This is a genomic window from Shewanella sp. 1311 (assembly GCF_059338235.1).
In genome coordinates this window covers 4,606,285-4,628,890 of sequence record NZ_CM181686.1, presented here as the reverse complement: position 1 = coordinate 4,628,890, position 22,606 = coordinate 4,606,285, and the positions used below count along the sequence as shown (strand labels likewise).

The following is a 22,606-nucleotide window of genomic DNA, read 5'->3' as shown; positions in this document are numbered from 1 at the left end:
CAAACTCCTTACTCAGTTAATGCTGCTAATGAAGCGACATCATTAACCGCTTGGGCTGATAGTGATTTATTAATTCGTTTTGCTAATCCTGTCAATACTTTACCAGGACCACATTCCACCAGTTGGGTAATGCCTTTTTGGGCCATTAGCTCAACAGTTTCGCTCCAGCGGACAGGACAATATAACTGACGTACTAATGCATCTTTAATGTCAGCAGCAGAGGTGGGTGATGCCACATCAACGTTGTTAATCACAGTAATCGTTGGGGCATTAAACTGTACATCGTTTAATGCCACGGCCAGTTTATCCGCCGCAGGTTTCATTAATGCGCAGTGTGATGGCACGCTGACAGGTAACGCTACCGCCATTTTAGCGCCCGCAGCTTTACAAGCCGCTGCTGCACGCTCAACCGCGTCTTTTTGACCCGCGATAACGACTTGACCAGGGCTGTTGAAGTTAACTGGGCTCACCACGTCGCCTTGAGCCGCTTCGGCGCAAGCATTCGCGATACCCTCGTTATCTAAACCGATAATGGCATACATGGCGCCTGTGCCAGCAGGAACCGCTTGCTGCATCAGTTGACCGCGTAACTCCACCAACTTAATCGCGTCTTTAAAATCCATGACTCCGGCGCACACTAAAGCAGAATACTCGCCTAAGCTGTGACCCGCTAACATGGCTGGCATAGGTTTGCCTGAAGCCACATAGGCACGCCAAATCGCCACGCTCGCCGCTAATAGAGCTGGCTGGGTTTTATCGGTTTCATTTAAGCTTTCAACTGGACCTTGCTGAACCAATGCCCACAAATCATAACCTAAGACGTCACTCGCTTCGGCAAAGGTTTGCCCGACAACGGCGTGTGATTCGGCAAGCTCGGCTAACATGCCTAGGGCTTGTGAACCTTGGCCTGGAAATACAAAAGCAACATTTTCCATATTCAAATTACCTATGGCTAACTTAATTTATTGAAAAATCATGTGGAAAACACATGTAGAACTTAGAAGCGAATGAGCGCACTGCCCCACGCAAAACCGGCACCGAAGGCTTCAAGCAGCAGGAGTTGTCCACGCTGAATGCGGCCATCACGCACGGCTTCATCTAATGCGATGGGCACAGATGCAGCTGAGGTATTACCGTGTTTAGCTAAGGTCAATACGACTTTATCGAGACTCATATCGAGCTTTTTGGCGGTAGCATTAATAATACGGAAGTTAGCTTGATGTGGCACTAACCAATCAATTTCTGACTTATCGATATTGTTGATGCGCAGCGTCTCAGTCACAACATGGGACAATTGAGTCACAGCCACTTTAAAGACATCGTTACCTTTCATGGTCATAAAACCGACCGCTTCAGAGGTTTCGCCTTGGCGTGGTGGGAAAGCGCACTTCAATAAGTCGCCTTGGCGACCATCGGCATAAATGTGGGTAGAAATGATCCCTGGCGTTTCAGATGCACCAATCACAACGGCGCCCGCACCATCACCAAATAAAATAATCGTTGAACGATCCTCTGGCTCACATAGGCGAGACAGCACATCGGCACCAATCACTAAGACTTTTTTAGCAGCGCCCGTTTTAACAAATTGGTCGGCAACAGATAAAGCATAAACAAAGCCTGAACAAGCCGCAGCGATGTCGAATGCTGGAATGGTATGCACGCCAAGCATGGCTTGGATTTCACAGGCCGCAGCTGGAAAAGCATTTGGTGCACTGGTGGTGCCGCAAACGATCATGTCTAAATCTGATGCTTCTATGCCAGCCATTTCCAGCGCTTTGAGTGCCGCTTGGTAGCCCATAGTTGAAACGGTTTCATCGAAGGCCGCAATGCGACGTTCTGATATACCTGTACGTTCAACAATCCATTGGTCAGTGGTTTCCACCATTTTTTCCAAATCTTGATTGCTACGCACCTGCACTGGCAGATAACTACCAGTTCCGAGAATTTTTGTATGCATAAGGAGGGATCAGTTATTTATATCTAAAAGAATCGACTCCAAACGATCTTTTATCATTTCAGGGAGTCGACGTTGAGCTTCCGTTACTGCCAAACTAATTGCTTGTAAATAGGCAGTTTCATCCGCGTTTCCATGGCTTTTTACAACTATTCCGCGCAATCCTATCAGACTTGCACCGTTATAGTGGTCGGGGTTCATCTGACTAAGGACCGCCTGAATACGTGGGGCGATAAGTTTAGCCAGAAAACGAACGAATAAACCTTGGGTTAGTCCCCGTTTTAACTGATGTACCAATAACTTGGCAATACCTTCTGAGGTCTTGAGCGTGATGTTACCCACAAAGCCATCACAAACAATCACATCCACATTACCGGAGTAGATTTCATCGCCTTCGATAAAACCTGTGTAATTGATTTGATCTGTGTGTTGCAACAACTGCGCCGCTTGCTGAACTTGATCGTTACCTTTAATTTCTTCAATGCCCACATTGAGCAAGGCGACTTTTGGCCGAGATTTCTTATCTACCGCTTCGCACAGGACAGAGCCCATCACGGCAAATTGAAATAAGGTTTCCGAGTCACAGGAAATATTCGCGCCCAAATCCAATAAATAGACAGGTTTTTGGGTCACCGCAGGTAAACAACTCACTAATGCAGGACGGTCAACGCCAGGCAAGGTCTTTAGCAACACTTTCGCCATTGCCATCAGCGCACCCGTGTTACCGGCACTCACACAAGCTTGCGCGCGGTCGTCACGCACTAACTCAATCGCCAATCGCATGGAACTGTTTTTACGTGTACGCAAAGCATGCACAGGTCGATCGGACATACTAACGACTTCATCGGTATGAATGATTTCTATGCGTGAAAGTAAATTTGCTTCCGCTTGACGTAAATAGACATCAATTTCAGTCTTGTCACCGACTAAAATGATTTTAAGAAAAGAATGTAATTGTAGTGCCCGCAAGGCTGCAGGCACCGTGACGTGGGGGCCATGATCACCACCCATTGCATCTAACGCAAGCGTCAGATTCGTCATTAGGAAACCAACAAATTACTTGTTGATTACCTTTTTACCGCGATAGAAGCCATCTGCAGTCACATTGTGACGCATATGGATTTCACCGCTGGTAGCGTCTACAGACAGCTGAGCAGTGCTCAGTGCGTCATGTGAACGGCGCATTCCGCGCTTTGAACGTGATTTTTTGTTCTGTTGTACAGCCATTGGCCTGTCTCCTAGATTACTTGCTCTTCAGTTTTTCTAACACTGCAAACGGATTTGGACGCTCCTCATGAGCGGGTTCGATCTCGCCTACAACCATGTCTTTAGATCCAGCACTGCAATCAATTTCTTGATGCATTGGGATTATCGGCATAGCGACTATCAATTCATCTTCGATCAATTGATGTAGACGCACTTCGCCAATTTCATTGCACTCAATTGGGTCATACGCATCCGGGAGCTCATCGATTTCTGCCTTAGTCCGGCATGGACCGAAGCAAAACTCGACCGTAACCTCAGTGGTAAATAGCGTCATGCAACGTTGACATATCAGAGTGAGCTCCGTCACAGCCTTCCCTTTCAGGTAGACTATCCCCTGTAAATCTACGTTACATTCAAGCGACACTGCCACATCGGAACAGTCGCCGGCACATAACTCATTTAATCTTTTCAATTGCACACCAGGAACAACGCCCTGATAAACTAGGCGACTCGAGGCGGCGCGAAATGGATCAATTGAAACCGGTATCTTTACTGTTTGCATAAGGCGCGCATATTATAGTTTGAAAACGCTAGAGTCAAAGAAAAAATTCTAACTTAAGTCCCAGTTTGCGACTTAAGCCTTTCTCCAGCCCCAACATTGAAATTGACGGAAGCGAAATAGTACCCAAGCCCGAGGTCGCATACAAGCATAAGCCGACTAAAATAGTCGCATTCACGGAAAAGAAACCGTAAAAGACGAAACTCTTGCACTCTCTAGCGCAGATTGGTCACAATATGAGTCACTCTTTTGCGGATATCCTATTATGCCAACCTCATTAATCTTAGCTTCGACCTCTGTATACCGACAATCTTTACTGCAAAAACTCGGTCTTCCCTTCGAATGCTGCAATCCTGATATTGACGAAACGGCGCATATCGATGAATCGGCCCATGCCTTAGTGTTGCGATTAGCCAAAGCAAAAGCCGTCGCAGGAGCAGAACAGTTCCCCGATGGGCTGATTATTGGCTCCGATCAAGTTGCCGTCATTGATAGCAAGATTATCGGTAAGCCCCATGATTTTGACAATGCCGTCGCGCAGCTCACCCAAGCCTCTGGCAAGGCCATCACCTTTTATACTGGTCTTGCACTCTATAATGCCGAAACGGGCGCCATGGCCGCCGAGGTTGAACCCTTTACGGTTCATTTCAGGCATCTTAGCCATGCGCAGATTGTCGCCTACATAGAAAAAGAAGAGCCCTACTACTGCGCGGGCAGTTTTAAGAGTGAAGGCTTAGGCATAGCGTTATTTACCGAGCTTGAAGGTCGCGATCCGAATACCTTAGTTGGCTTACCACTGATATTACTGACAGAAATGCTGTTGGCCCAAGGTGTAGACGTTCTCGCTTAACCGGCTTACACGTTAGCTTATTCGTTTACTGAGGTTTTGCTCTGCGTGCTCTGTTTATGAAATCAATTAAGCGCACCCAAAAAATGCCGAGCAGCAGATTCGTTTTATTGACGGGAAGATGGAACGTAAATAAAGGTAACCAGCAAGTACTCAGCGTAGCGGCATGTATTGCCGCTTCAGCATTAAATAGCAGTGCTAGAGGTATTGCAGCAATTGCGCAGGAGAGTCAATCAAGGCGATCGGTCCTGCTTGCAGTAACTTTTCGGCACTGTGGGCGCCATAGGTCACGCCAATACTATCAATTCCAGCATTGGCCGCCATGGTCAAATCCAGCAGAGAATCACCCACCATCAAGGCTCGGTTCGGGGCAATATTCAATTCTTTCAGCAAGCTTGAAATCATTTCAGGATGGGGTTTGCTGTGCACTTCATCGGCGCAGCGTGACGCAACAAAGTATCGACCTAAGCCCGTTTGCTCGAAAACGCGATCAAGTCCCGCACGAGCCTTACCGGTTGCAACGGCTAATTGATAACCTTGAGTATGTAACTGGTCGATTAAAAGGGGCGCTTGTGCAAAGAGCGGTGTTGGCGTGGCGTCTAAATGCAAATATTGCGCTTTAAACTCGGCGCGCATCTGCTGATATTGATCATCTTCGCCTTGACCAAATGCATTTTTAGGATGTTGAGGCTGAGAATAGACAGAAGATGCGCTGAGATTGAGTCCCTGAGGAAAAAGGACTCGCAGCGCTTCTGTCATAGAAAGACCGATAATGTCGCGAATATCGCTTTCGCTTGGGATAGGTAACTGCAATGCCCTAGCCATATTTTCAATACAAGTGATAATTTTACCGATGGAATCCATCAGAGTGCCATCCCAATCGAAAATCACTAAATCGTATTGCTTTATCTTCATCCTTGAAACCTATCCCCGTCGATTACACACGCTTTAACTTATCGAGTAATTGCGACAAATTTTCATCTAAAGGCGCAGAGACCCGCATCACTTCATCATTTTCTGGATGAATGAACATCAACTCAGCCGCATGTAAAAAGAGTCGAGTTAAGCCTAATGCACGCATGCTGTCGTCAAACCCTTGCTCGCTGTATTTATCATCACAGGCGATAGGATGACCCGCAAATTGGCAATGCACCCGAATTTGGTGAGTCCGCCCAGTGACAGGGCTTGCCTTCACAAGCGTACAACCTTGGTAACGCTGCATAATTTTAAAGCGCGTTTCAGAAGGCTTACCTTCCGCATTAACACGTACAATGCGTTCACCGGATTTAAGGGTGATTTTTAATAAAGGCTGTTTAACGGCTTTATCTTGAGCAGACCATTCACCTTTAACTAAGGCCAAATAGTCTTTCTGCATCTTTTTATATCTGAGCTGATCATGCAGATGTTTAAGCGCGCTACGCTTTTTCGCCACCAACAACACACCCGAAGTATCTTTATCGAGACGATGTACTAACTCTAAAAACTTCTGTTGAGGGCGCAGCGAACGCAGGGCTTCAATCACACCGTAATCGACACCACTACCGCCATGCACAGCAATGCCTGCAGGTTTATTCAACACGATCAAATGATTGTCTTCGTGCAGAATACGGTCTTCGAGTTGCGAAACTTTGCTTAAGTTCGCCGATGGCGCGGTACGATTATCTGGCTCTGCCACTCGGACAGGCGGAATACGCACTATGTCGCCAATCTGCAACTTGTACTCGGGTTTGATGCGTTTCTTATTCACTCGAACCTCGCCCTTGCGGACAATCCGATAGATCATGCTTTTCGGCACGCCCTTCAGCTTGGTCATTAAGTAGTTATCGATACGCTGTTCGAAGTGATCTTCATCAATCGTGATCAACTGAACCTGTTGTGTGGTGGATTCTATATTCATGATGCGCCATCTAATTATAACGGCCGCCATTGTACAACAACTGAGAAGAATTGTGCCTTTCCATTGCTGAATTTTTTGATTATTGCTATATTTCACCAGCGATTAGGGATAAGCCGTGAATAAAGTGTTCACAACGCCCCGATCCCAAGCGGAAAATTTAACGGATAAAAAAACATTTTCTTGATAGCAAGTCATTGATTTGCGAATCGTATAATAAGTAAAAATACCATAAATGCGTTTTTTACGATTAAATCGAGAAAGTCGCCTTACTTTAATAAGGTTTACCCTAGATTTTCCTCCCCGATTTCGAAGGATATTTTAACTTGTCGTCAGACAAACCGATTCGACTTGGGCATTACCGGAAAGAAACTAAAGAATTTATGGGGTTGGTTGATGTTTTACAACGAATTCCTTGTTTTTGTAATCATTAAAAAATAAGCCATAAATAGGATGCGACACGCAGCGACTGCGTCTAACAGCAATGCGCACCTCTTGCCTAGCCACCAGCCGTGAGGCTCAGTTGACCTACTGCTAGGCCCGTAATGCAGCGAAGCGCGATGTTTGATGACCTCTATTTAAAGAAGAATGACGTCATCATGAAACGTATGTTAATCAATGCAACTCAATCAGAAGAGTTGCGTGTTGCCCTTGTTGATGGGCAACAACTTTATGATCTAGATATTGAAAGTCCAGGTCATGAGCAAAAAAAATCAAACATTTACAAAGGTAAAATTACCCGCGTAGAACCGTCTTTAGAAGCCGCTTTCGTTGACTACGGTGCTGATCGTCACGGCTTTTTACCACTAAAAGAAATCGCCAGAGAATATTTTCCGAAAGGGTATTCATTTCAAGGTCGCCCAAATATCAAAGAAGTGGTCAGTGAAGGACAGGAAGTTATTGTCCAAATTGACAAAGAAGAACGCGGCAATAAAGGCGCAGCCTTAACGACCTTCATCAGCCTTGCAGGCTCTTACTTAGTATTAATGCCAAACAACCCACGTGCAGGCGGGATTTCTCGTCGCATCGAAGGTGATGAGCGTACTGAGTTAAAAGAAGCAATGGCCGATTTAGAAGTGCCAGCGGGCATGGGGCTTATCGTTCGTACTGCCGGTGTAGGCAAAGAATCAGCCGAATTAAAGTGGGACTTAAAAGTTCTGCAACACCACTGGGCTGCTATCACCGAAGCTTCACAAGTTAAAGGCGCTCCTTTCTTAATTCATCAAGAAAGCAACGTGATTGTGCGCGCTATTCGTGACTATTTACGTCGTGATGTAGGCGAGATCCTCATCGACCACCCACGTATTTACGAAGAAGCTAAGCAACATATCGCCTTAGTTCGCCCAGATTTCGTCGAGCGCGTAAAACTTTACGAAGCCGAAGTGCCATTATTTACTCACTTCCAAATTGAATCGCAAATCGAATCCGCTTTCCAACGCGAAGTGCGTCTGCCATCTGGTGGGTCGATTGTTATCGACCCAACGGAAGCCTTAACCTCAATCGATATCAACTCTGCCCGTGCCACTAAAGGCGGCGATATTGAAGAGACTGCGCTTAACACTAACCTTGAAGCCGCCGATGAAATTGCCCGTCAATTACGTCTACGTGACTTAGGTGGATTAGTGGTGATCGACTTTATCGATATGACGCCTGTGCGCCATCAGCGTGAAGTTGAAAACCGTTTACGTGATGCTGTACACCACGACCGCGCTCGCGTGCAATTAGGCCGTATTTCTCGTTTCGGTTTGATGGAAATGTCGCGTCAACGTCTGCGCCCATCACTCGAAGAATCAGCGGCGCACATCTGCCCTCGCTGTCATGGCCAAGGCACGATTCGCAGTACTGAGTCTTTAGCACTGTCGATTTTACGTTTGATGGAAGAAGAAGCCATCAAAGAAAACACCTCGCAAATCGAAGCCATTGTGCCTGTCGATGTGGCGGCATTCTTGTTAAACGAGAAACGCAAAGCCATTCGCATCACAGAGCAACGTCACGATGTCGAAGTATATGTGATACCTGATGCGCACATGATGACGCCAGATTATCGCGTGATCCGTCACCGTAGTGATGATGAAATCAGCGAATCGAGCTATAAGCGTATCGAACAGCCTGAAGCTAAATTGTATGAGCCACGTAAACTGGAACGTACCGCAGCGCCTATTCCTGCATTAAAAGGGTTTGCCGCGCCACAGAAAGTGGAACAAGCCCCATCACCAACGGTGAAAGTTGAAGCGCCACAACCAGGCTTCTTCAGCAAGCTTGTGAGTGCAATCAGTGCCATGTTTGCACCAAGCGAAAAAGCAGAACCCGTAAAAGTTGTTGAAACTAAAACAACCGATACCAGTGCAGCTAACGCTAACCGCCGTAACCGTCGCAACGATACTCGCCGCCCACGTAATGCCCAAGATGCCGACAAAGCAAAAGAAGGCACTCGTGAGCCACGCAGCCGTAATTCGAAAAAACCGGCCGATGCAGCGGTAAATACAAGCGCTCAAGAACGTCCTGTTCGTGAGAAAGAAGAAACTAAACGTCCAGCGCGATCCGAACCTAAGCCACGTGTACAAGCACCAAAAGACGTGGTTGCTGACGTAGAAGCCGATGCACCTAAGCAAGAAGTCGCCCGTGAACGTCGTCAACGTCGTAACATGCGCCGTAAGGTGCGTATCGATAATGGCCACAACACGCCAGATAACGCGATCCCAATTGCACCAGAAGATGCTGCTGAAGTATTAGCTGAAATTGCAGCCATTAACGCCGCAGCTGCGAGCACTATCAGTGTTGACACTAGAGCTGAAGTAGCCCAAGCACCTGCAGAAACTAAAGCACCAAGAACGCGTCGTCAGCCTCGTAAAGAAGCGGCACCTGCTCAAGAAGCGGCTGAAAATGTTGCGGTAGAAGAGAAAGCGGTGAGCTCTGCAGTAACTGAAACCCCAGCGGTTGATGCTGTTAAGACTGAAGAACAGGCTGAAGTTGTTACTGCTGAAGTTGCAGCACCAGCGGATGCGGTATCGCAAGATAACGACGCGGGCGATGCTGAAAACGAAACTGCTGACGATCAAGCAAAACGCGAGCAAAGAGATGGCCAACGTCGTAGCCGTCGCAGCCCACGTCACCTTCGTGCAGCCGGTCAACGTCGTCGTCGTGACGAAGATGACCAAGGTACATCAACGCCAGCGCAATTCGTTCCAAATGACGAATTAGGTGCTGACCAAGAGTATCCAAGCGAAGTCGCCAGTGTGCGTGTAGAAGCGCCAGTCGTCGCAACTAAAACAGATGCAGTGGCTGAAACTCAAGCAACGGCTAAATCAGTTGAAGTAGAAACGGCACAAGCAAGCGAAGCACCTATTGTTGAAGCTCCTGCAGCAGTTAAAGCTGAAGTAAAAGTTGAAACGCCAGCAAATGACGTTACAGCAGTCGAAACTCAGCAAGTTGAAGCTAAGCCAGTTGAGACTAAAGCTACTGAAGCGAAAGCGCCAAAAGCGGTTGAAGTGAAAGTTGAAGTGGCGCCAGTCGTTGAGGCTCCAGTCGCTAACGTTGCAGCTGAAGTCGAAGCGGTTAAAGCTCCTGTAGTTGAAAGCCCAGCGGTTACACCAGCTGCGCCAAAAGTTGAAGCGGCTAAAGTTGAAGCGCCAAAGACTGAAACTGCTGAAGAGCCAAGCGTTGCACCGAGTGTTGAAGTTAAAGAAGCGGTTAAAGCAACAGCCTCTGCCCCAATGGCAAAACCTGCTGCTATCGCTAAGCCTCAAGCAACAGTGCAAGCGGCCCCAACGACAGTGAATTCGCAAATCACCGATTCGGTTACTGATGCGGTTGTTGTCAACAAGCCGAAAGCCGCTAGCCGTTTTGGCTCTATGGTGTCTTCGGATATGACCAAACCAGTTGTTGAAGTGAGAGAGCAAGTGGCTGTGCCTAAAGGACACGAGTATGAAAATACTGCGACCGAAGAGCCTACCGCCAAAATCAAACTTGCTAACGGTGCAGAGTCGGATATGGCTCGTCCATAACCACTTAGGTTAGTCAGAAAAAGCCATGCAATTGCATGGCTTTTTTTATTTCTATCGTAAAACTCACACTATATTTAAGGTTTAGCTCAATCCATTTTTTTGTTAGTATTCGCGCCTTATTTTTATCCACACAACAACTTAATAACAGAGGTTCAATGTTTGATCTCATTCGCCACAAAACGTCTAGTCATAAAGCCGATGTGCTTTCAGGGCTAACAGTTGCACTTGCGCTTATCCCAGAAGCGGTCGCATTTGCCTTTGTCGCCCATGTAGAGCCTATGGTTGGACTTTATGCCGCCTTTATCATGGGACTTATCACGGCACTGATTGGTGGCCGCCCAGGGATGATTTCGGGCGCGACAGGCGCTATGGCCGTTGTCATGGTGTCTTTGGTCGTAGAGCACGGTGTCCAATATTTATTTGCTGCCGTAGTCTTAGCGGGACTCATCCAGATCTCAGCCGGGGTATGTAAACTCGGTAAATTTATTCGGATTGTGCCCTATCCCGTCATGATTGGCTTTGTGAATGGTCTGGCGATTGTGATTTTCCTCGCCCAGCTAGGTCAGTTTAAGGTCAAGGATGCCAGCGGAAACTTAGTCTGGCTGCCCCAAGAACCATTAATGCTGATGTTAGGCTTAGTGGCACTGACGATGGCCATAATTTATTTTCTGCCTAAGATCACCACTGCAGTACCTTCATCACTAGTCGCAATCCTCACTGTAACGGCAATTGTCGTCGGACTCGATCTTGATACTCGTAATGTCCTCGACTTCCTCAAAACCATGAGTGGTAACGACAATACGACCATAGCGGGTTCATTACCTAGCTTTGCTATTCCCTCTGTGCCTTTTAATCTTGAGACCTTATATATCATCCTGCCCTACTCCTGCATCTTAGCGGCTGTTGGCCTTATCGAATCACTGCTGACATTAACTGTGATAGATGAGATGACCAATACCCGTGGTCGCAGCAACAAAGAATGCGTCGGCCAAGGCCTTGGAAACATCACCAGCGGCTTCTTCGGTGCTATGGGTGGTTGTGCCATGATAGGTCAATCTATGATTAACATTAACTCGGGTGGACGCGGCCGATTATCAGGAATTACAGCTGCAGTTGCACTGCTTGCCTTTATCTTATTTGGCGCTTCATTTATTGAGATTATTCCCCTTGCGGCGCTGGTTGGAGTGATGTTTATCGTTGTGCTCGGCACCTTTGAATGGGCAAGCTTTAAGTTTATGGGCAAGGTCCCGAAACACGATGCCTTCGTTATCGTGCTAGTGACAACGGTAACCGTATTTACCGATCTAGCATTTGCGGTATTTGTCGGTGTCATTGTTTCAGCCTTAGTCTTTGCCTGGGAACATGCCAAGCATATCAATGTGACTGAAGAGCAAAACAATCAAGGCTGGAAAGTCTACAAACTCAATGGTCCATTGTTTTTCGGCTCAATCGCAAACTTCCTCGAATTATTTGACCCAGCAAAAGATCCTCAAGATGTGGTTATCGACTTTAAGAACTCTCGAGTCGCCGATCACTCCGCATTAGAAGCAATAGACACGCTCGCTGAACGTTATGTTAATGCGGGTAAGAAGTTGCACTTGATCCACTTAAGCGCTGACTGTAAAGCACTGCTGCATAAAGCGGGAAATCTTGTCGAAGTGAATCAACTCGATGATCCTCACTATAAAGTGGCCGATGATAAGCTGGATTCGTAAGCAATGTTTCATTAGCAATGTGTGAGCTTCCATAAGAAATACAAAAAGCCTGAATAGCAATATCCAGGCTTTTTTATCGGCTCAACGCCAATCATTGAATGGCAAAAAGCTGAGTCATATCAATCTATAATCCATCCCACACAATTTTAGCAGTAATTATCTGAATTCTGGTTTAGCCATGGCGAGATTTGTAGTTAGGCATGTTACCAATGAACACAGTGCTGCATAAACAGACACCAAAGCGTTAATAGTGCCCTGCTGCTTCTGGTTCTCCAGATTCATACAACAAAAAAGTAATGGGATGCACACGCTGTCTGCCTAGAGAGTTAAGTTACGCTATGGCCAAATACTGTGTTGAGAGCTAAAAAGCTTTAATATCACTGAAGCAAAAACATGGTGGATCAATCGAGGAAGCTTTATTGAAGATTAACTCTCGAAAATGAGGTGTTTTGGAGATGAAGAGGAAATCTGGGAGGGGGAGCTAATAATTAAATTAATGCGGTAGGCTAAGGAAACGGTTGAGCAACTTAAGCTCATGCATCTAGCAACTGTATATTTTACTTTCTTACTTTCTTACTTTCTTAGAAGGTTACTCACTCTAGAAGAGCATCTAACCTAAAAGAATATTTTAAATTTCACACAAATAAAAAGAGCCATGGAATAAACCATAGCCCTTTAATCCATTGCTATCAGCTCTAGGCTAACAGCACCGAAAATTAACCAACGATAGTTACGTTTTCAGCTTGTGGACCTTTTTGACCTTGAGTCACAGTGAAAGACACTTTTTGGCCTTCATCAAGAGTTTTGAAACCGTCAGAGTTGATCGCACGGAAATGTACGAATACGTCTGGACCAGATTCTTGCTCAATGAATCCGAAACCTTTGTCAGAGTTGAACCACTTAACAACACCAGTAACTTGAGACATAATATAAATCCTGTAAATAAAAAATTAAAGCCTTAACGGCGGTGGAGCTGGAAAATGCCGGTATTACTTATGTTTACAGGACGAACTGGTCGTATTGAACACATAAATATAAGCCCAACCTTCAAGCTGATAAGACTATAAACCATTCTAAAGATAAGTCAACACACTGCGACACTTTGGATTATTTATTTTGCCTAAATCTACTTTGCGGTTTTGCAACCGGCTAGCTGAACACTCAGTTCATGCTGCTTAGCAAGTACAGTTAAACATTTTAAATAATTTATTTCAATAGCTTAATCTTATCGCTTATCTTGAAATGCGATGCACTTCAATTTGGAAATCCAATTCACAACTCAGTCCTTGCAGAGCAAATGCTTGCTTTTGCGCATCGGTAAACTTCCAAGCGTAAGGCGTCATTTCTAAAAAATGAGCAATATGTTCACTTTTTGTCAGTTCAAGTTGAGAAATTAAGCGTTCCTGATGCAGGCACTCAAATCCGGGAATATGCGCGGCTGATACGGGATGTAATCTAGGCTCAGCATAAATCTGTTGCTTCAAGGCGAAGTGATGTGAAGGTCCGGGAGAGACTGTTATCAAGATACCACCATCGGCCATAATGCGTTGTAACTCTTCAACTTTGGAAGGTGCATAAATGCGAATGGCAAGATCGACACTTTGAGAGGCGATGGGCATCTCATAGGCACTTGCCACACAAAATGCTAAATGGGGGTAGCGTTTAGCCGCATATTTAATTGCTGACTTAGAAATATCTATGCCTTGTAAATCACAATCATGGTGCTGGCTCAACACATTGAATAAACGCTGGCTGTAGTACCCTTCCCCACAGCCTATATCGAGGATCTGCTTTGCTTCAGCACCAAATTCGAGCGCGAGTGCATTCACTCTATCACTCAAATCTTGATAGTAGCCTTCGTTTAGAAATTCACGCCGAGCAAACATCATCTGCTTGTTATCGCCAGGATCTTTTGAGTTTTTCTTCTGTACGGGCAATAAGTTGACATAGCCCTCTTTGGCCATATCAAACTTATGTTGCTGTGGACAACCCCAAGTTCGATCCGTTAACGTCAGCGGCGCGGAACACAGGGGACATAAATAATGCATAGTGGACTCTTATCGTTTAACTAAATTTTTGGCAAGAAAAGTTTACGTTTCGTCTTCCATCAATCGATCAACCATCTGGATCAGTTCAGGTGGTGCAAGCAACTCATAACACTCTAATTTTCTTAATAACTTATCTGTGTTATCCACATCATTAGCGGCGCGGTTGTAATTGGGGCGCTCAAACATATGGGTATAGGTTCTAAATAACCATTGTTGTTTCTGAAGCAACAAGGGATCGAGCCTTAATACCTCATCGGTAAGGCTAGCGTGACATTGGCCAAGCTCCCCGCGTAAAAATGCTTGTAATTCTAACCTAACTTGCTCGATTTCGGTCATGTAAATGGCAAGGGATTCTGACGATGCGGCATAGTCGTATTGTCTTGCTAACAGCGCTTTGGCGACCATCAGCGCTTTAGGCTCATGTAAGACACGTAAATCGGCTTCTAAAGGCACTAACTCAAACTTTGAATCTGCTTGTAAGGCAAACGTTAAGCAATTCTCTGCGCCTAAACGATTAGTCATATCTAAGGTAAAAGATACGCCCTGTCTCAATTCTGCTGCGCAAAATTTTGCTGCAGTGCCCATTCGCGTATAAAGCCTAAAACCTTGCCCAAGACTTCGAGTGATCGGTGTATTAAAGGCCTGTGCACTTTGCGGTAACGATTCAACCTTAAGACCCATAAACGGTTGAAAGCGGATAGCAATATTTTGCGGGGTTCCAGCTTCAGCAATAACGACGACCTCTAGCAAAGGCGCACTGATCGCCTGTAACACAATAAAATCACTGATATCGTCGGGTAACCGCAACGTGAGTATCGACGCCTTTTCAGCATCAAGCACCATGGGCTCATTTAGAAATTGATGATACATAAGATATTATTCCCCTGTTCAGCCGCGATTGTACCGTCGAATCTTAATGAAGCTCACCTATTAAGCCGTTATATTTTCAAGATAATGGCTTAATCGCTTTAGCTTAATCGCCTTAATGGTGTAAATGTTCATTCGAGGAATTTCGTTGTTAAGATGTTATTATTCGACAAACTGTCATTTAAATTTAATTTATGTCTAATCATTCTCAGCCAAGCATAATTTTGGCACGACTACGAAACCAAAACCACTTAGCCATTGATTAATAATACAAAAACCAATGTACGCACTCCAAATCTGTACACCCATATGTACACACTTAGTTTAATAAACTTCCAAATTAACTGTTCTGAAACAACAAGATTACGTATAACCTCAATATTCTTTCATGTTAAATCTGTTTTCTCCCAACATTTTTGATTCTCATTTGCAGTCGATATACATCGTTTTAGATGCGGCCCACAAACCAGCTAAATAGGCCTCTTTAAAGCCATACCCCAAGCTGCCTCAAAATAGCAGCTAGAATATTTGCTTATCCTAGTTGGTGGAATGCTCACATATCGTAAATATTTAATGAGTATAATTTATACAAGTCATTAGTTTTTTCGCCGTTCAGACCAATTAAGCTATAGTCTATTTGAGGATGTAGTAAATAGGTTTCTGAACATGGACATGAGTTTCTTATGTATAACTTACAGATAGTTAGATTTTTTTTGAGTGTTATTCTCTTGATGGCCATAACAAGCGTACCGATCACTTATGCTAACGATCAATTCATTATCAATCACTCAGAATCGAACCTTGACCATAGGTACCAATATACATATGACCTTTTACAGCTAGTGATTGATGCAACCAATGCCGATTTCGGCCAAGCCTCACTGGAGGTTTCAGATGTCATTATGAGCAGAAATCGCATATTAAGAGAATTACAAGATGGTCAAACTATTAATGTTATAGCTGAAGCCTCAAGTTTAGAGTGGAATACTAAGCTTATACCAATAAAAATCCCCATCCGTAAGGGAATTCAAGGGTTTAGAGTTTTCATTATTCAGAAGAAAAATGTGAAATCGTTGGCTCAAATCACCTCTATTATGCAGTTAACTTCTCTTAAAACAGGCTCAGGTAGTCAATGGTCAACTAAAGTTGCCATGCAACAGGCTGGATTTGAGGTCATTGAAAGCGTTCAATATGATAGTTTATTTAACATGCTATCAAAGGGAAGGTTTGTTACATTTGGCCGTGGAGTGAACGAAGCTTATCAAGAACTTGAGCAGTTCAATCTACAGTATCCAAATCTAGTTATTGATGAAAACATTTTGCTGCATATCCCTCTTGCTACGTATTTTTATGTTTCACCTAACAAGCCTCACTTAGCCCAGAGAATAGAAGTCGGTCTTCGAAGAATAATCAACAATGGTGAGTTTGATAGATTATTTTACAAACGTCATTGTGATTTTTTGAGAAAAAGCAAAATGAATCAAAGGTTAATTTTTAAAATTGACAATCCTCTTATCTCCGAAGCTGAGATGACTTCAATTGTAGGTAAAGATTTTCTACTCAATCCTAAAGATGACTTTTCCATTTTGTGTAAAAAATTCACTGATAATGATGTCTGAAATTTTGAATAGCACTGCAAACATAATGCAAATTAGGTATCGGTTTAAACCATTGTAGCCATCGTCTAAAAAAATTTGCTGCATGCACTGGCTGAACTAGGCAGTTAATCATCACTAATTACTGCGGTCTTTTCAGACCAAAATACTGCAGATGGTCCAACTGGCATTGCAGGCATGACCACGAACAGTCTTCCTTAACCAAAGGCCTCGCCAATATCACCAATGGATTGTTTGATTGCAACTTGATTAGCGCAAGCTTTTTGCAGTGGCAAGCATTGGTTAAGTACTGCGTAAAATCACAGTCATGACATACAGCACTAACCGGTAAGTAAATTTGGAATGATTTAGTTATCAGTTAAGTGATTTTGGGATAAAGCTAGAACGAAACGCTATGCCTAGGTGGTGGCACTCAGATGTGTTCAAACTAAAGGTAGGTTTCTCCCCTCCATGTTCTCCGCTTTATAGTGACTCGCTTACCCTTAGAGGCAAAATCTCGGCCCATTCAACAAAGATCAAAGGATCACAAAATCGATCTATTGAAGTTGGTATATCCGAGCACACCTATTTTTTGAGATTCTGAGAAAGCAAGCAAAATAATCAATTACAATCAACACCATAGATAGCGTTCAAAATTATGAACGCCCCCTAAAAGCCCGCTAATAAAACAACAACCAAGCCCTCTAAAATCCTCATATGTAGTGAAGCACTGCGTGTCGCTGCCCCCGCAATCAACCGCGCCGGAAGGACCCGCGATGATAATGGTTCGCATCTGTAGCGAGTTGAGAGTGATTCTCATCATCATAAAGTGTCGCGTTCGGTTTCAATCAAACCGTGAGCATAGACGAGACACAAAATCCGCCCATCAGAAAGTCTAAATTCCTCATAATTGCACATGATCATCGCTCCCTTTCTATCCATGCATGATGACTAATATAGGTAAAGTGGCACTCGGTTAAAATGAGCCTAGGCCTAGACAGCAGCTATTCACCTAAAACCGTCTAAAACCTTGGCTTTTACCCTCTTCACCCTATCGCTAACAATTAACACTAAAGCAACAAATGCGCGCTATTGCATCCTCCACTAGGGTTGATGCAATGACTCGCCTGTAGCCCTACTGCTGCATGGGCTAGAGTGCTCCCAACTTTTTGAGGCTATCTAGGGATTATCTAGGCCGCATCGAAAAACGGTTGAACTATATTGGTGCAACACACTGAACAACACCCATTGAATTAAAACATATCAATAACAATTCAAACTAAGGCAGCATGAGCCTAAAAACGCGTTCAATCACTCAGAAACAGTGTGCAGATCATCCCACTTTGCCTGCTTTTCATGACCAAAAACGGCGAGCGGATAGCCCCCAAGCAGGATGAGGCAACGACCGAAACCGTGAGCCGAATAGAAGGATCCATTTGGGCGCCATCAATTCACCCAAAACAGCCAAAAACCTCGCATTTTGCCCAACTCTTCACGCCCTCAATCGTTAACACAAAAGCAACAAAAGCGAGTCGTTGCATCCTCCTGTAGGGTTGATGCAACGACTCGCCTGTAACCCTACTGCTGCATGGGTTTGAGTGCTCCCAACTTTTTGAGGCTATCTAGGGATTATCTAGGCCGCATCGAAAAACGATTGAACCACAATGGCGTAATACCTCTATCGATGAACAACATATAAGTAACAATTAATACTAAAAAAACGTGCGGTATCCTCCACTCGCCATCGCTGTACAACACGCCTATATCTGCCCTATCAATGCCGGCTTCACCAACAGACATGAGCGTATGCCTGAACGACTAATACATCTGCAGGTAAATACGCAGGATCATAGGACCATACTCTTAGGTACTGGCATCATCCACACCGGCATTAGCGGATAACTGTTCAGCGCTCAAGATGCACGTTGGGATTGGATAACACGTCTGCAGGTATTAAGCAGCTAACGAACGTAAACATGCACATTGATGCCAGGCATCAACACCTATGCCCTATCCATCCCCTATCCCAACAAGCAATTAGCCAGCGTGAGATCAGCGGACACCGCTGCAGGTAAACACACGGCAGGATCATAGGACCAAGCGGAACAACACGCTTAGGTACCGGCCATCATCGACTACCGGCATTAGCGCATTACTTGATGTGCATTGGGATTGGATAAAACCGATGACTGACCATGAGGCGTAACGTGATAGGGTAAAACGTCTGCAGATGATGAGAGTGGTGTAAGAATAAGTAAAACTGAACGCACGATTGAACTGGATTAGTTTGGAGTTTACCTATCAATATTCAAATCACGAAGCAATTAGATACAACAGATGGCTTTAACCCACTCACACCCCAAAGCAATTTATGAGCCCTATGTAATACTCCGCTCACAACGTGTCAGTTGGCAAAATTGTCCTAATGCTATAAAGTGCCCGCTATTACTGGATGTGATCATAGTTATGTCACCAACACTAGTTGAACAGATCACTTACTTGGCCATCTGCTCAAACTCACCTTTTATCTGCTGATATTGTGATGGCCACTTGTCATACCAAATAGCAAACTCACCCACAGGCATAGGTCGCGCAATGCCATAGCCTTGGCATAACTGACAGCCCAAATCAGCCAAACTCTTACCGTGGGCAATCGTCTCAACTCCTTCAGCAATGACATTGAGATGAAACACAGAAGCCAAACGGATAACACCCTCCACGATGCGTAAATCATCATCACTCTCCAGCATTCCACACACAAAACTCTGATCAATTTTGATACTGGACACGGGCAATTGGCGTAAATAAGTTAATGATGAATAACCAGTGCCAAAATCATCGAGAGAAAAATGGACTCCCAAACGCTTACACTCTTTTAAGATTTCAATCGCTAATGCCATATCTTCGATGGCGGCACTTTCTAAAATCTCCAATTCAACATCTGATACAACTAAATCAGGATGCTGCATCAAAGATGACTGCAGGAAATCGCAAAAATATTCCGCCAGTAATTGCCTGGCACTCACATTGATACTGACGGCAAGCGGTCTTCCATCCATTCGCCAATGCATACATTGAGCTACAGCAGTATTAATAACCCACTCACCCAAAGTAATTTCAAAGTCACTTCCGGCAACATCAGGTAAAAACTCGCTTGGTGCCACTATACCGCGCTGCGGGTGATCCCAACGGATTAATGCTTCGGCGCCAATAATTTTTCCTGTAGCTAAATTCACTTTGGGTTGGTAGAACATGACGAACTCATTACGCGCAAAAGCCGATTTAAGTTCTTCTAACCAAGTTCGACGCGCAATAATGCTACGGTCAATTTCTGGGTCAAACATTTGAAAACGATTCTTACCTGCCGCTTTTGCCATATACATAGCTTGATCGGCATGCCTCAATAGGATATCAGGATCAACGTTATCCTCAGGATATAAACTCACACCAATACTCGCACTTAAGCGCACAAATTTATTACCATCTAACACAATATCTTGATCGACGGCAGTTAAAATTCTCTGTAAAACTTGAGTACATTCCTCTTCAGACATCATTTCAAATAAAATAATAAACTCATCACCACCAACCCTAGCGAGAGTGTCTTGCTGACGTATAACAACAGACACATTATTTACAATCGCAACGAGCAGTTGGTCACCCACACCGTGGCCATAACGGTCATTTACCATCTTAAAACCATCAAGGTCCATAAAGCACACCGCACAGATACTGCCATTTCGATTAACACGAGCGATAGTTTGCTGAAAACGATCTAACAGCAAACGGCGGTTTGGTAGTCCCGTAAGTGCATCGAAATTTGCCACTCGGTCCAATTCTGCCTCATGAGTTTTAATGAGAGTGATATCAGCTTGGGTTCCTGAAATCATTAACGCTCTTCCGTGACTATCTACTTCAACAATCCGCCCCTTACACAGGATCCAACACATTTCACCGGATTTTTTAATGCAACGAACCTCTAAATCTATACTGTCCGCGTTATGCGTAAGATGCTTTTGAACCTGTTTTTCTATCTCAAGAATATCCTCAGCATAGACGTACTGACGCCAATTCTTCACCGTCAACTTCATCTCACCCGCTTGATAACCCAAAATAGCCTCAAATCTTGGACTAATTTGTACTTCACCCGTCCTCGCATTCCAATCCCAGAAGCCCTGTTCAGAACCTTCAATTACCCGTTGCAACTGTTCAGCTTGTGCCACTAATTGGTGTTTTAGCATCCTAGCTTGGGTAATATCTTGCACGGTACCATGCAACCTAACAATTTTGCCGTTCTCATCGCGCTGCGCATGTCCTCGCGCCATAATCCAATGGTAAGAGCCATCGGGACGAATAAATTCTGCTTCGCATTCATAGTCCTCACCTGTATCCATACACCGCAATACTAAAACACTCAGTGCTTGCCAACTTTCAGGAGTAAATAAAGGCTCAACCTGAGGCATAGTTGGAGCATCTCGCTTATATGGGAGTCCATAAATCACAAACACTTGTTCGGACCAAGTGTGTACATCAGTAACTAAATCCCACTCCCAACTACCAATACCGGACAACTGCTGTGCTAGTTTTAAACTCGCCTCACTAATACGTAGTTGCTCTGCATTCATTTCTTGGAGCGTTACGTTCCTTGCAATCCCGAACAATCCACAGACCTTGCCTTGAGAGTCAATAACAGGCCCTTTTGTTACTTGAAATACCGCCTTCTTTCCCTGAATGTGCAAAAGCTCCTGTTGAGTGATAACATTCATTGATGCTAAAACCATCTGATCCTTTTCTTGAATTATATTTGCTGAATCAGCATCGAAAATATCACGGTCCGTTTTACCCACAATCTCATCTTCAGATTTACCCACAAATGCAGCTGCGCCGTGATTAATCAAGAGATAGCGCCCAGCTAAATTCTTAACAAAAATGCCATCGGTAGTTTGGGAAACAATAGAGTCTAGTAATTGATGATTAACATCTAACTTTTTCAATGAGGCCCGTAAATAACCAGTTAACGCACTGATCAATATGCCATAAACACTAAGGCTAATCGTTTGGAGTAAATCAATAGAATGGATGCTGCCTAAATCATTGATGGATGGATTGAGATAATAAACGCATAAAACTGACAGTAACGTCGCCAGCAATCCCGGGCCCAACCCTCCACAAATGGCACTCAATGAAATGGGCAACATAAAGATAAGCAACAACAAACGCTGCTGTTGCTCAACGGTAAGATAACTAGCAAACCAAAGCGTAATCAAGGTGAAGACAAAGATGACAGTGTATTTAATCCAAGTGAAATTGCGGATAGGGGCAGATTGGGAAAATGTGATATCTAATAAATTACTAGCAAGAACTTTATGACGATCAGGAACGGCACTCAGAACAAAAATAAAAATAAACGCACTGGTGAATACAAAGAAAACCCCCTTTGCAAGTGAAAGACGAAAAACCGTCTCAGTGTCCATCAGCACTAGCAATAATTGGTCAGATAAAAAAATCCAACCCAGTGCTGAAAATGCATAAATAGCCACAGCCAATACAATATATTGAGTACGTGACTTTTGATTATCTAACATTCTCACTCCATTACAGCTAGCGCCAGTCGAACGACTTCCTCTATCTTGGTTTGCCACTCTCATCAACCAGTAACTAAATGGCCATTCAATAAAGTCACATTCAAGCTAAAGACAATAGTTCAAAAACAAGGCATTTCTCAATGAGTACCTATTAAAACAATTGGTAACATGTCAATGCAACATAAATAGTTATCTAAAATATAGTTACCAACTCAAAAACTGCAACCAAGCTATGCAAATGAATTTAAAAGGCAAATGGAGAGAAATCAGGAATATTGACCACCAAAAATAGTCAGCGACAATTCGAAAACGCAATACCTACAAAGTAATAT

The 22,606-nt window shown here is 44.3% G+C and carries 15 protein-coding genes; 4 read left to right on the top strand and 11 right to left on the bottom strand.

Annotated elements, in window-relative coordinates; all coding sequences use genetic code 11:
• Nucleotides 1-8 precede the first annotated feature (8 nt).
• The 5 genes from fabD to yceD form a co-directional block, all read right to left on the bottom strand.
• Entirely contained in the window at nucleotides 9-935 is a 927-nt protein-coding gene (fabD, locus tag AC5YB3_RS20355; RefSeq protein WP_107947103.1) for an ACP S-malonyltransferase, read from the bottom strand.
• A 62-nt stretch (nucleotides 936-997) separates the two neighbouring features.
• Complete coding sequence (locus AC5YB3_RS20350) at nucleotides 998-1,957, bottom strand: beta-ketoacyl-ACP synthase III (protein WP_006081228.1); 960 nt, start codon at nucleotides 1,955-1,957, stop codon at nucleotides 998-1,000.
• 9 nt (nucleotides 1,958-1,966) lie between these two features.
• Nucleotides 1,967-2,995, bottom strand: coding sequence for a phosphate acyltransferase PlsX (gene plsX, locus AC5YB3_RS20345; RefSeq protein ID WP_006081227.1), 1,029 nt, complete (start codon nucleotides 2,993-2,995; stop codon nucleotides 1,967-1,969).
• A 15-nt stretch (nucleotides 2,996-3,010) separates the two neighbouring features.
• On the bottom strand, nucleotides 3,011-3,181 hold the full coding sequence (rpmF, locus tag AC5YB3_RS20340) for a 50S ribosomal protein L32 (RefSeq protein ID WP_006081226.1): 171 nt from the start codon (nucleotides 3,179-3,181) through the stop codon (nucleotides 3,011-3,013).
• A 16-nt stretch (nucleotides 3,182-3,197) separates the two neighbouring features.
• Nucleotides 3,198-3,722, bottom strand: coding sequence for a 23S rRNA accumulation protein YceD (yceD, locus tag AC5YB3_RS20335; RefSeq protein WP_012088887.1), 525 nt, complete (start codon nucleotides 3,720-3,722; stop codon nucleotides 3,198-3,200).
• A 262-nt stretch (nucleotides 3,723-3,984) separates the two neighbouring features.
• Between yceD and AC5YB3_RS20330 the strand changes: the two genes are divergently transcribed.
• Nucleotides 3,985-4,569: a Maf family protein gene (locus AC5YB3_RS20330; RefSeq protein WP_259527500.1), complete on the top strand. Its 585-nt coding sequence runs from the start codon at nucleotides 3,985-3,987 to the stop codon at nucleotides 4,567-4,569.
• 195 nt (nucleotides 4,570-4,764) lie between these two features.
• On the opposite strand, the gene AC5YB3_RS20325 is transcribed toward AC5YB3_RS20330, so the two are convergent.
• Nucleotides 4,765-5,481, bottom strand: a complete 717-nt coding sequence (locus AC5YB3_RS20325; protein WP_494526056.1) for an HAD family hydrolase — start codon at nucleotides 5,479-5,481, stop codon at nucleotides 4,765-4,767.
• Nucleotides 5,482-5,503: 22 nt separating this feature from the next.
• Entirely contained in the window at nucleotides 5,504-6,463 is a 960-nt protein-coding gene (rluC, locus tag AC5YB3_RS20320; protein ID WP_261272650.1) for a 23S rRNA pseudouridine(955/2504/2580) synthase RluC, read from the bottom strand.
• 542 nt (nucleotides 6,464-7,005) lie between these two features.
• Between rluC and rne the strand changes: the two genes are divergently transcribed.
• Both rne and AC5YB3_RS20310 read left to right on the top strand, forming a co-directional pair.
• Entirely contained in the window at nucleotides 7,006-10,464 is a 3,459-nt protein-coding gene (gene rne / locus AC5YB3_RS20315) for a ribonuclease E (RefSeq protein WP_494526055.1), read from the top strand.
• Nucleotides 10,465-10,619: 155 nt separating this feature from the next.
• Complete coding sequence (locus tag AC5YB3_RS20310) at nucleotides 10,620-12,179, top strand: SulP family inorganic anion transporter (RefSeq protein WP_494526054.1); 1,560 nt, start codon at nucleotides 10,620-10,622, stop codon at nucleotides 12,177-12,179.
• Between the two features lie 716 nt (nucleotides 12,180-12,895).
• Here AC5YB3_RS20310 and AC5YB3_RS20305 read toward each other — a convergent pair.
• The 3 genes from AC5YB3_RS20305 to AC5YB3_RS20295 all read right to left on the bottom strand — a co-directional run bounded on the left by AC5YB3_RS20305 (nucleotide 12,896) and on the right by AC5YB3_RS20295 (nucleotide 15,097).
• Nucleotides 12,896-13,105: a cold-shock protein gene (locus AC5YB3_RS20305; protein WP_006081219.1), complete on the bottom strand. Its 210-nt coding sequence runs from the start codon at nucleotides 13,103-13,105 to the stop codon at nucleotides 12,896-12,898.
• Between the two features lie 306 nt (nucleotides 13,106-13,411).
• The gene (gene rlmA / locus AC5YB3_RS20300) at nucleotides 13,412-14,227 is read right to left on the bottom strand and encodes a 23S rRNA (guanine(745)-N(1))-methyltransferase (RefSeq protein WP_259577395.1); all 816 of its coding nucleotides are present in this window, start codon (nucleotides 14,225-14,227) and stop codon (nucleotides 13,412-13,414) included.
• Nucleotides 14,228-14,269: 42 nt separating this feature from the next.
• Nucleotides 14,270-15,097 carry a hypothetical protein gene (locus tag AC5YB3_RS20295; protein WP_226059864.1) on the bottom strand — a complete coding sequence of 276 codons (828 nt, stop codon included), beginning with the start codon at nucleotides 15,095-15,097 and terminating at the stop codon, nucleotides 14,270-14,272.
• A gap of 680 nt (nucleotides 15,098-15,777) precedes the next feature.
• Here AC5YB3_RS20295 and AC5YB3_RS20290 point away from each other — a divergent pair.
• Nucleotides 15,778-16,713, top strand: coding sequence for a hypothetical protein (locus AC5YB3_RS20290; protein ID WP_494526053.1), 936 nt, complete (start codon nucleotides 15,778-15,780; stop codon nucleotides 16,711-16,713).
• Between the two features lie 2,471 nt (nucleotides 16,714-19,184).
• On the opposite strand, the gene AC5YB3_RS20285 is transcribed toward AC5YB3_RS20290, so the two are convergent.
• Nucleotides 19,185-22,274, bottom strand: a complete 3,090-nt coding sequence (locus tag AC5YB3_RS20285; protein ID WP_494526052.1) for an EAL domain-containing protein — start codon at nucleotides 22,272-22,274, stop codon at nucleotides 19,185-19,187.
• Nucleotides 22,275-22,606: the final 332 nt, after the last annotated feature.

What these genes read in the sequence shown, in the direction of transcription:
- fabD (WP_107947103.1), bottom strand. Translation starts at nt 935, where the DNA reads ATGGAAAATGTTGCTTTTGTATTTCCAGGCCAAGGTTCACAAGCCCTA.
- AC5YB3_RS20350 (WP_006081228.1), bottom strand. Translation starts at nt 1,957, where the DNA reads ATGCATACAAAAATTCTCGGAACTGGTAGTTATCTGCCAGTGCAGGTG.
- plsX (WP_006081227.1), bottom strand. Translation starts at nt 2,995, where the DNA reads ATGACGAATCTGACGCTTGCGTTAGATGCAATGGGTGGTGATCATGGC.
- rpmF (WP_006081226.1), bottom strand. Translation starts at nt 3,181, where the DNA reads ATGGCTGTACAACAGAACAAAAAATCACGTTCAAAGCGCGGAATGCGC.
- yceD (WP_012088887.1), bottom strand. Translation starts at nt 3,722, where the DNA reads ATGCAAACAGTAAAGATACCGGTTTCAATTGATCCATTTCGCGCCGCC.
- AC5YB3_RS20330 (WP_259527500.1), top strand. Translation starts at nt 3,985, where the DNA reads ATGCCAACCTCATTAATCTTAGCTTCGACCTCTGTATACCGACAATCT.
- AC5YB3_RS20325 (WP_494526056.1), bottom strand. Translation starts at nt 5,481, where the DNA reads ATGAAGATAAAGCAATACGATTTAGTGATTTTCGATTGGGATGGCACT.
- rluC (WP_261272650.1), bottom strand. Translation starts at nt 6,463, where the DNA reads ATGAATATAGAATCCACCACACAACAGGTTCAGTTGATCACGATTGAT.
- rne (WP_494526055.1), top strand. Translation starts at nt 7,006, where the DNA reads ATGCAGCGAAGCGCGATGTTTGATGACCTCTATTTAAAGAAGAATGAC.
- AC5YB3_RS20310 (WP_494526054.1), top strand. Translation starts at nt 10,620, where the DNA reads ATGTTTGATCTCATTCGCCACAAAACGTCTAGTCATAAAGCCGATGTG.
- AC5YB3_RS20305 (WP_006081219.1), bottom strand. Translation starts at nt 13,105, where the DNA reads ATGTCTCAAGTTACTGGTGTTGTTAAGTGGTTCAACTCTGACAAAGGT.
- rlmA (WP_259577395.1), bottom strand. Translation starts at nt 14,227, where the DNA reads ATGCATTATTTATGTCCCCTGTGTTCCGCGCCGCTGACGTTAACGGAT.
- AC5YB3_RS20295 (WP_226059864.1), bottom strand. Translation starts at nt 15,097, where the DNA reads ATGTATCATCAATTTCTAAATGAGCCCATGGTGCTTGATGCTGAAAAG.
- AC5YB3_RS20290 (WP_494526053.1), top strand. Translation starts at nt 15,778, where the DNA reads ATGTATAACTTACAGATAGTTAGATTTTTTTTGAGTGTTATTCTCTTG.
- AC5YB3_RS20285 (WP_494526052.1), bottom strand. Translation starts at nt 22,274, where the DNA reads ATGTTAGATAATCAAAAGTCACGTACTCAATATATTGTATTGGCTGTG.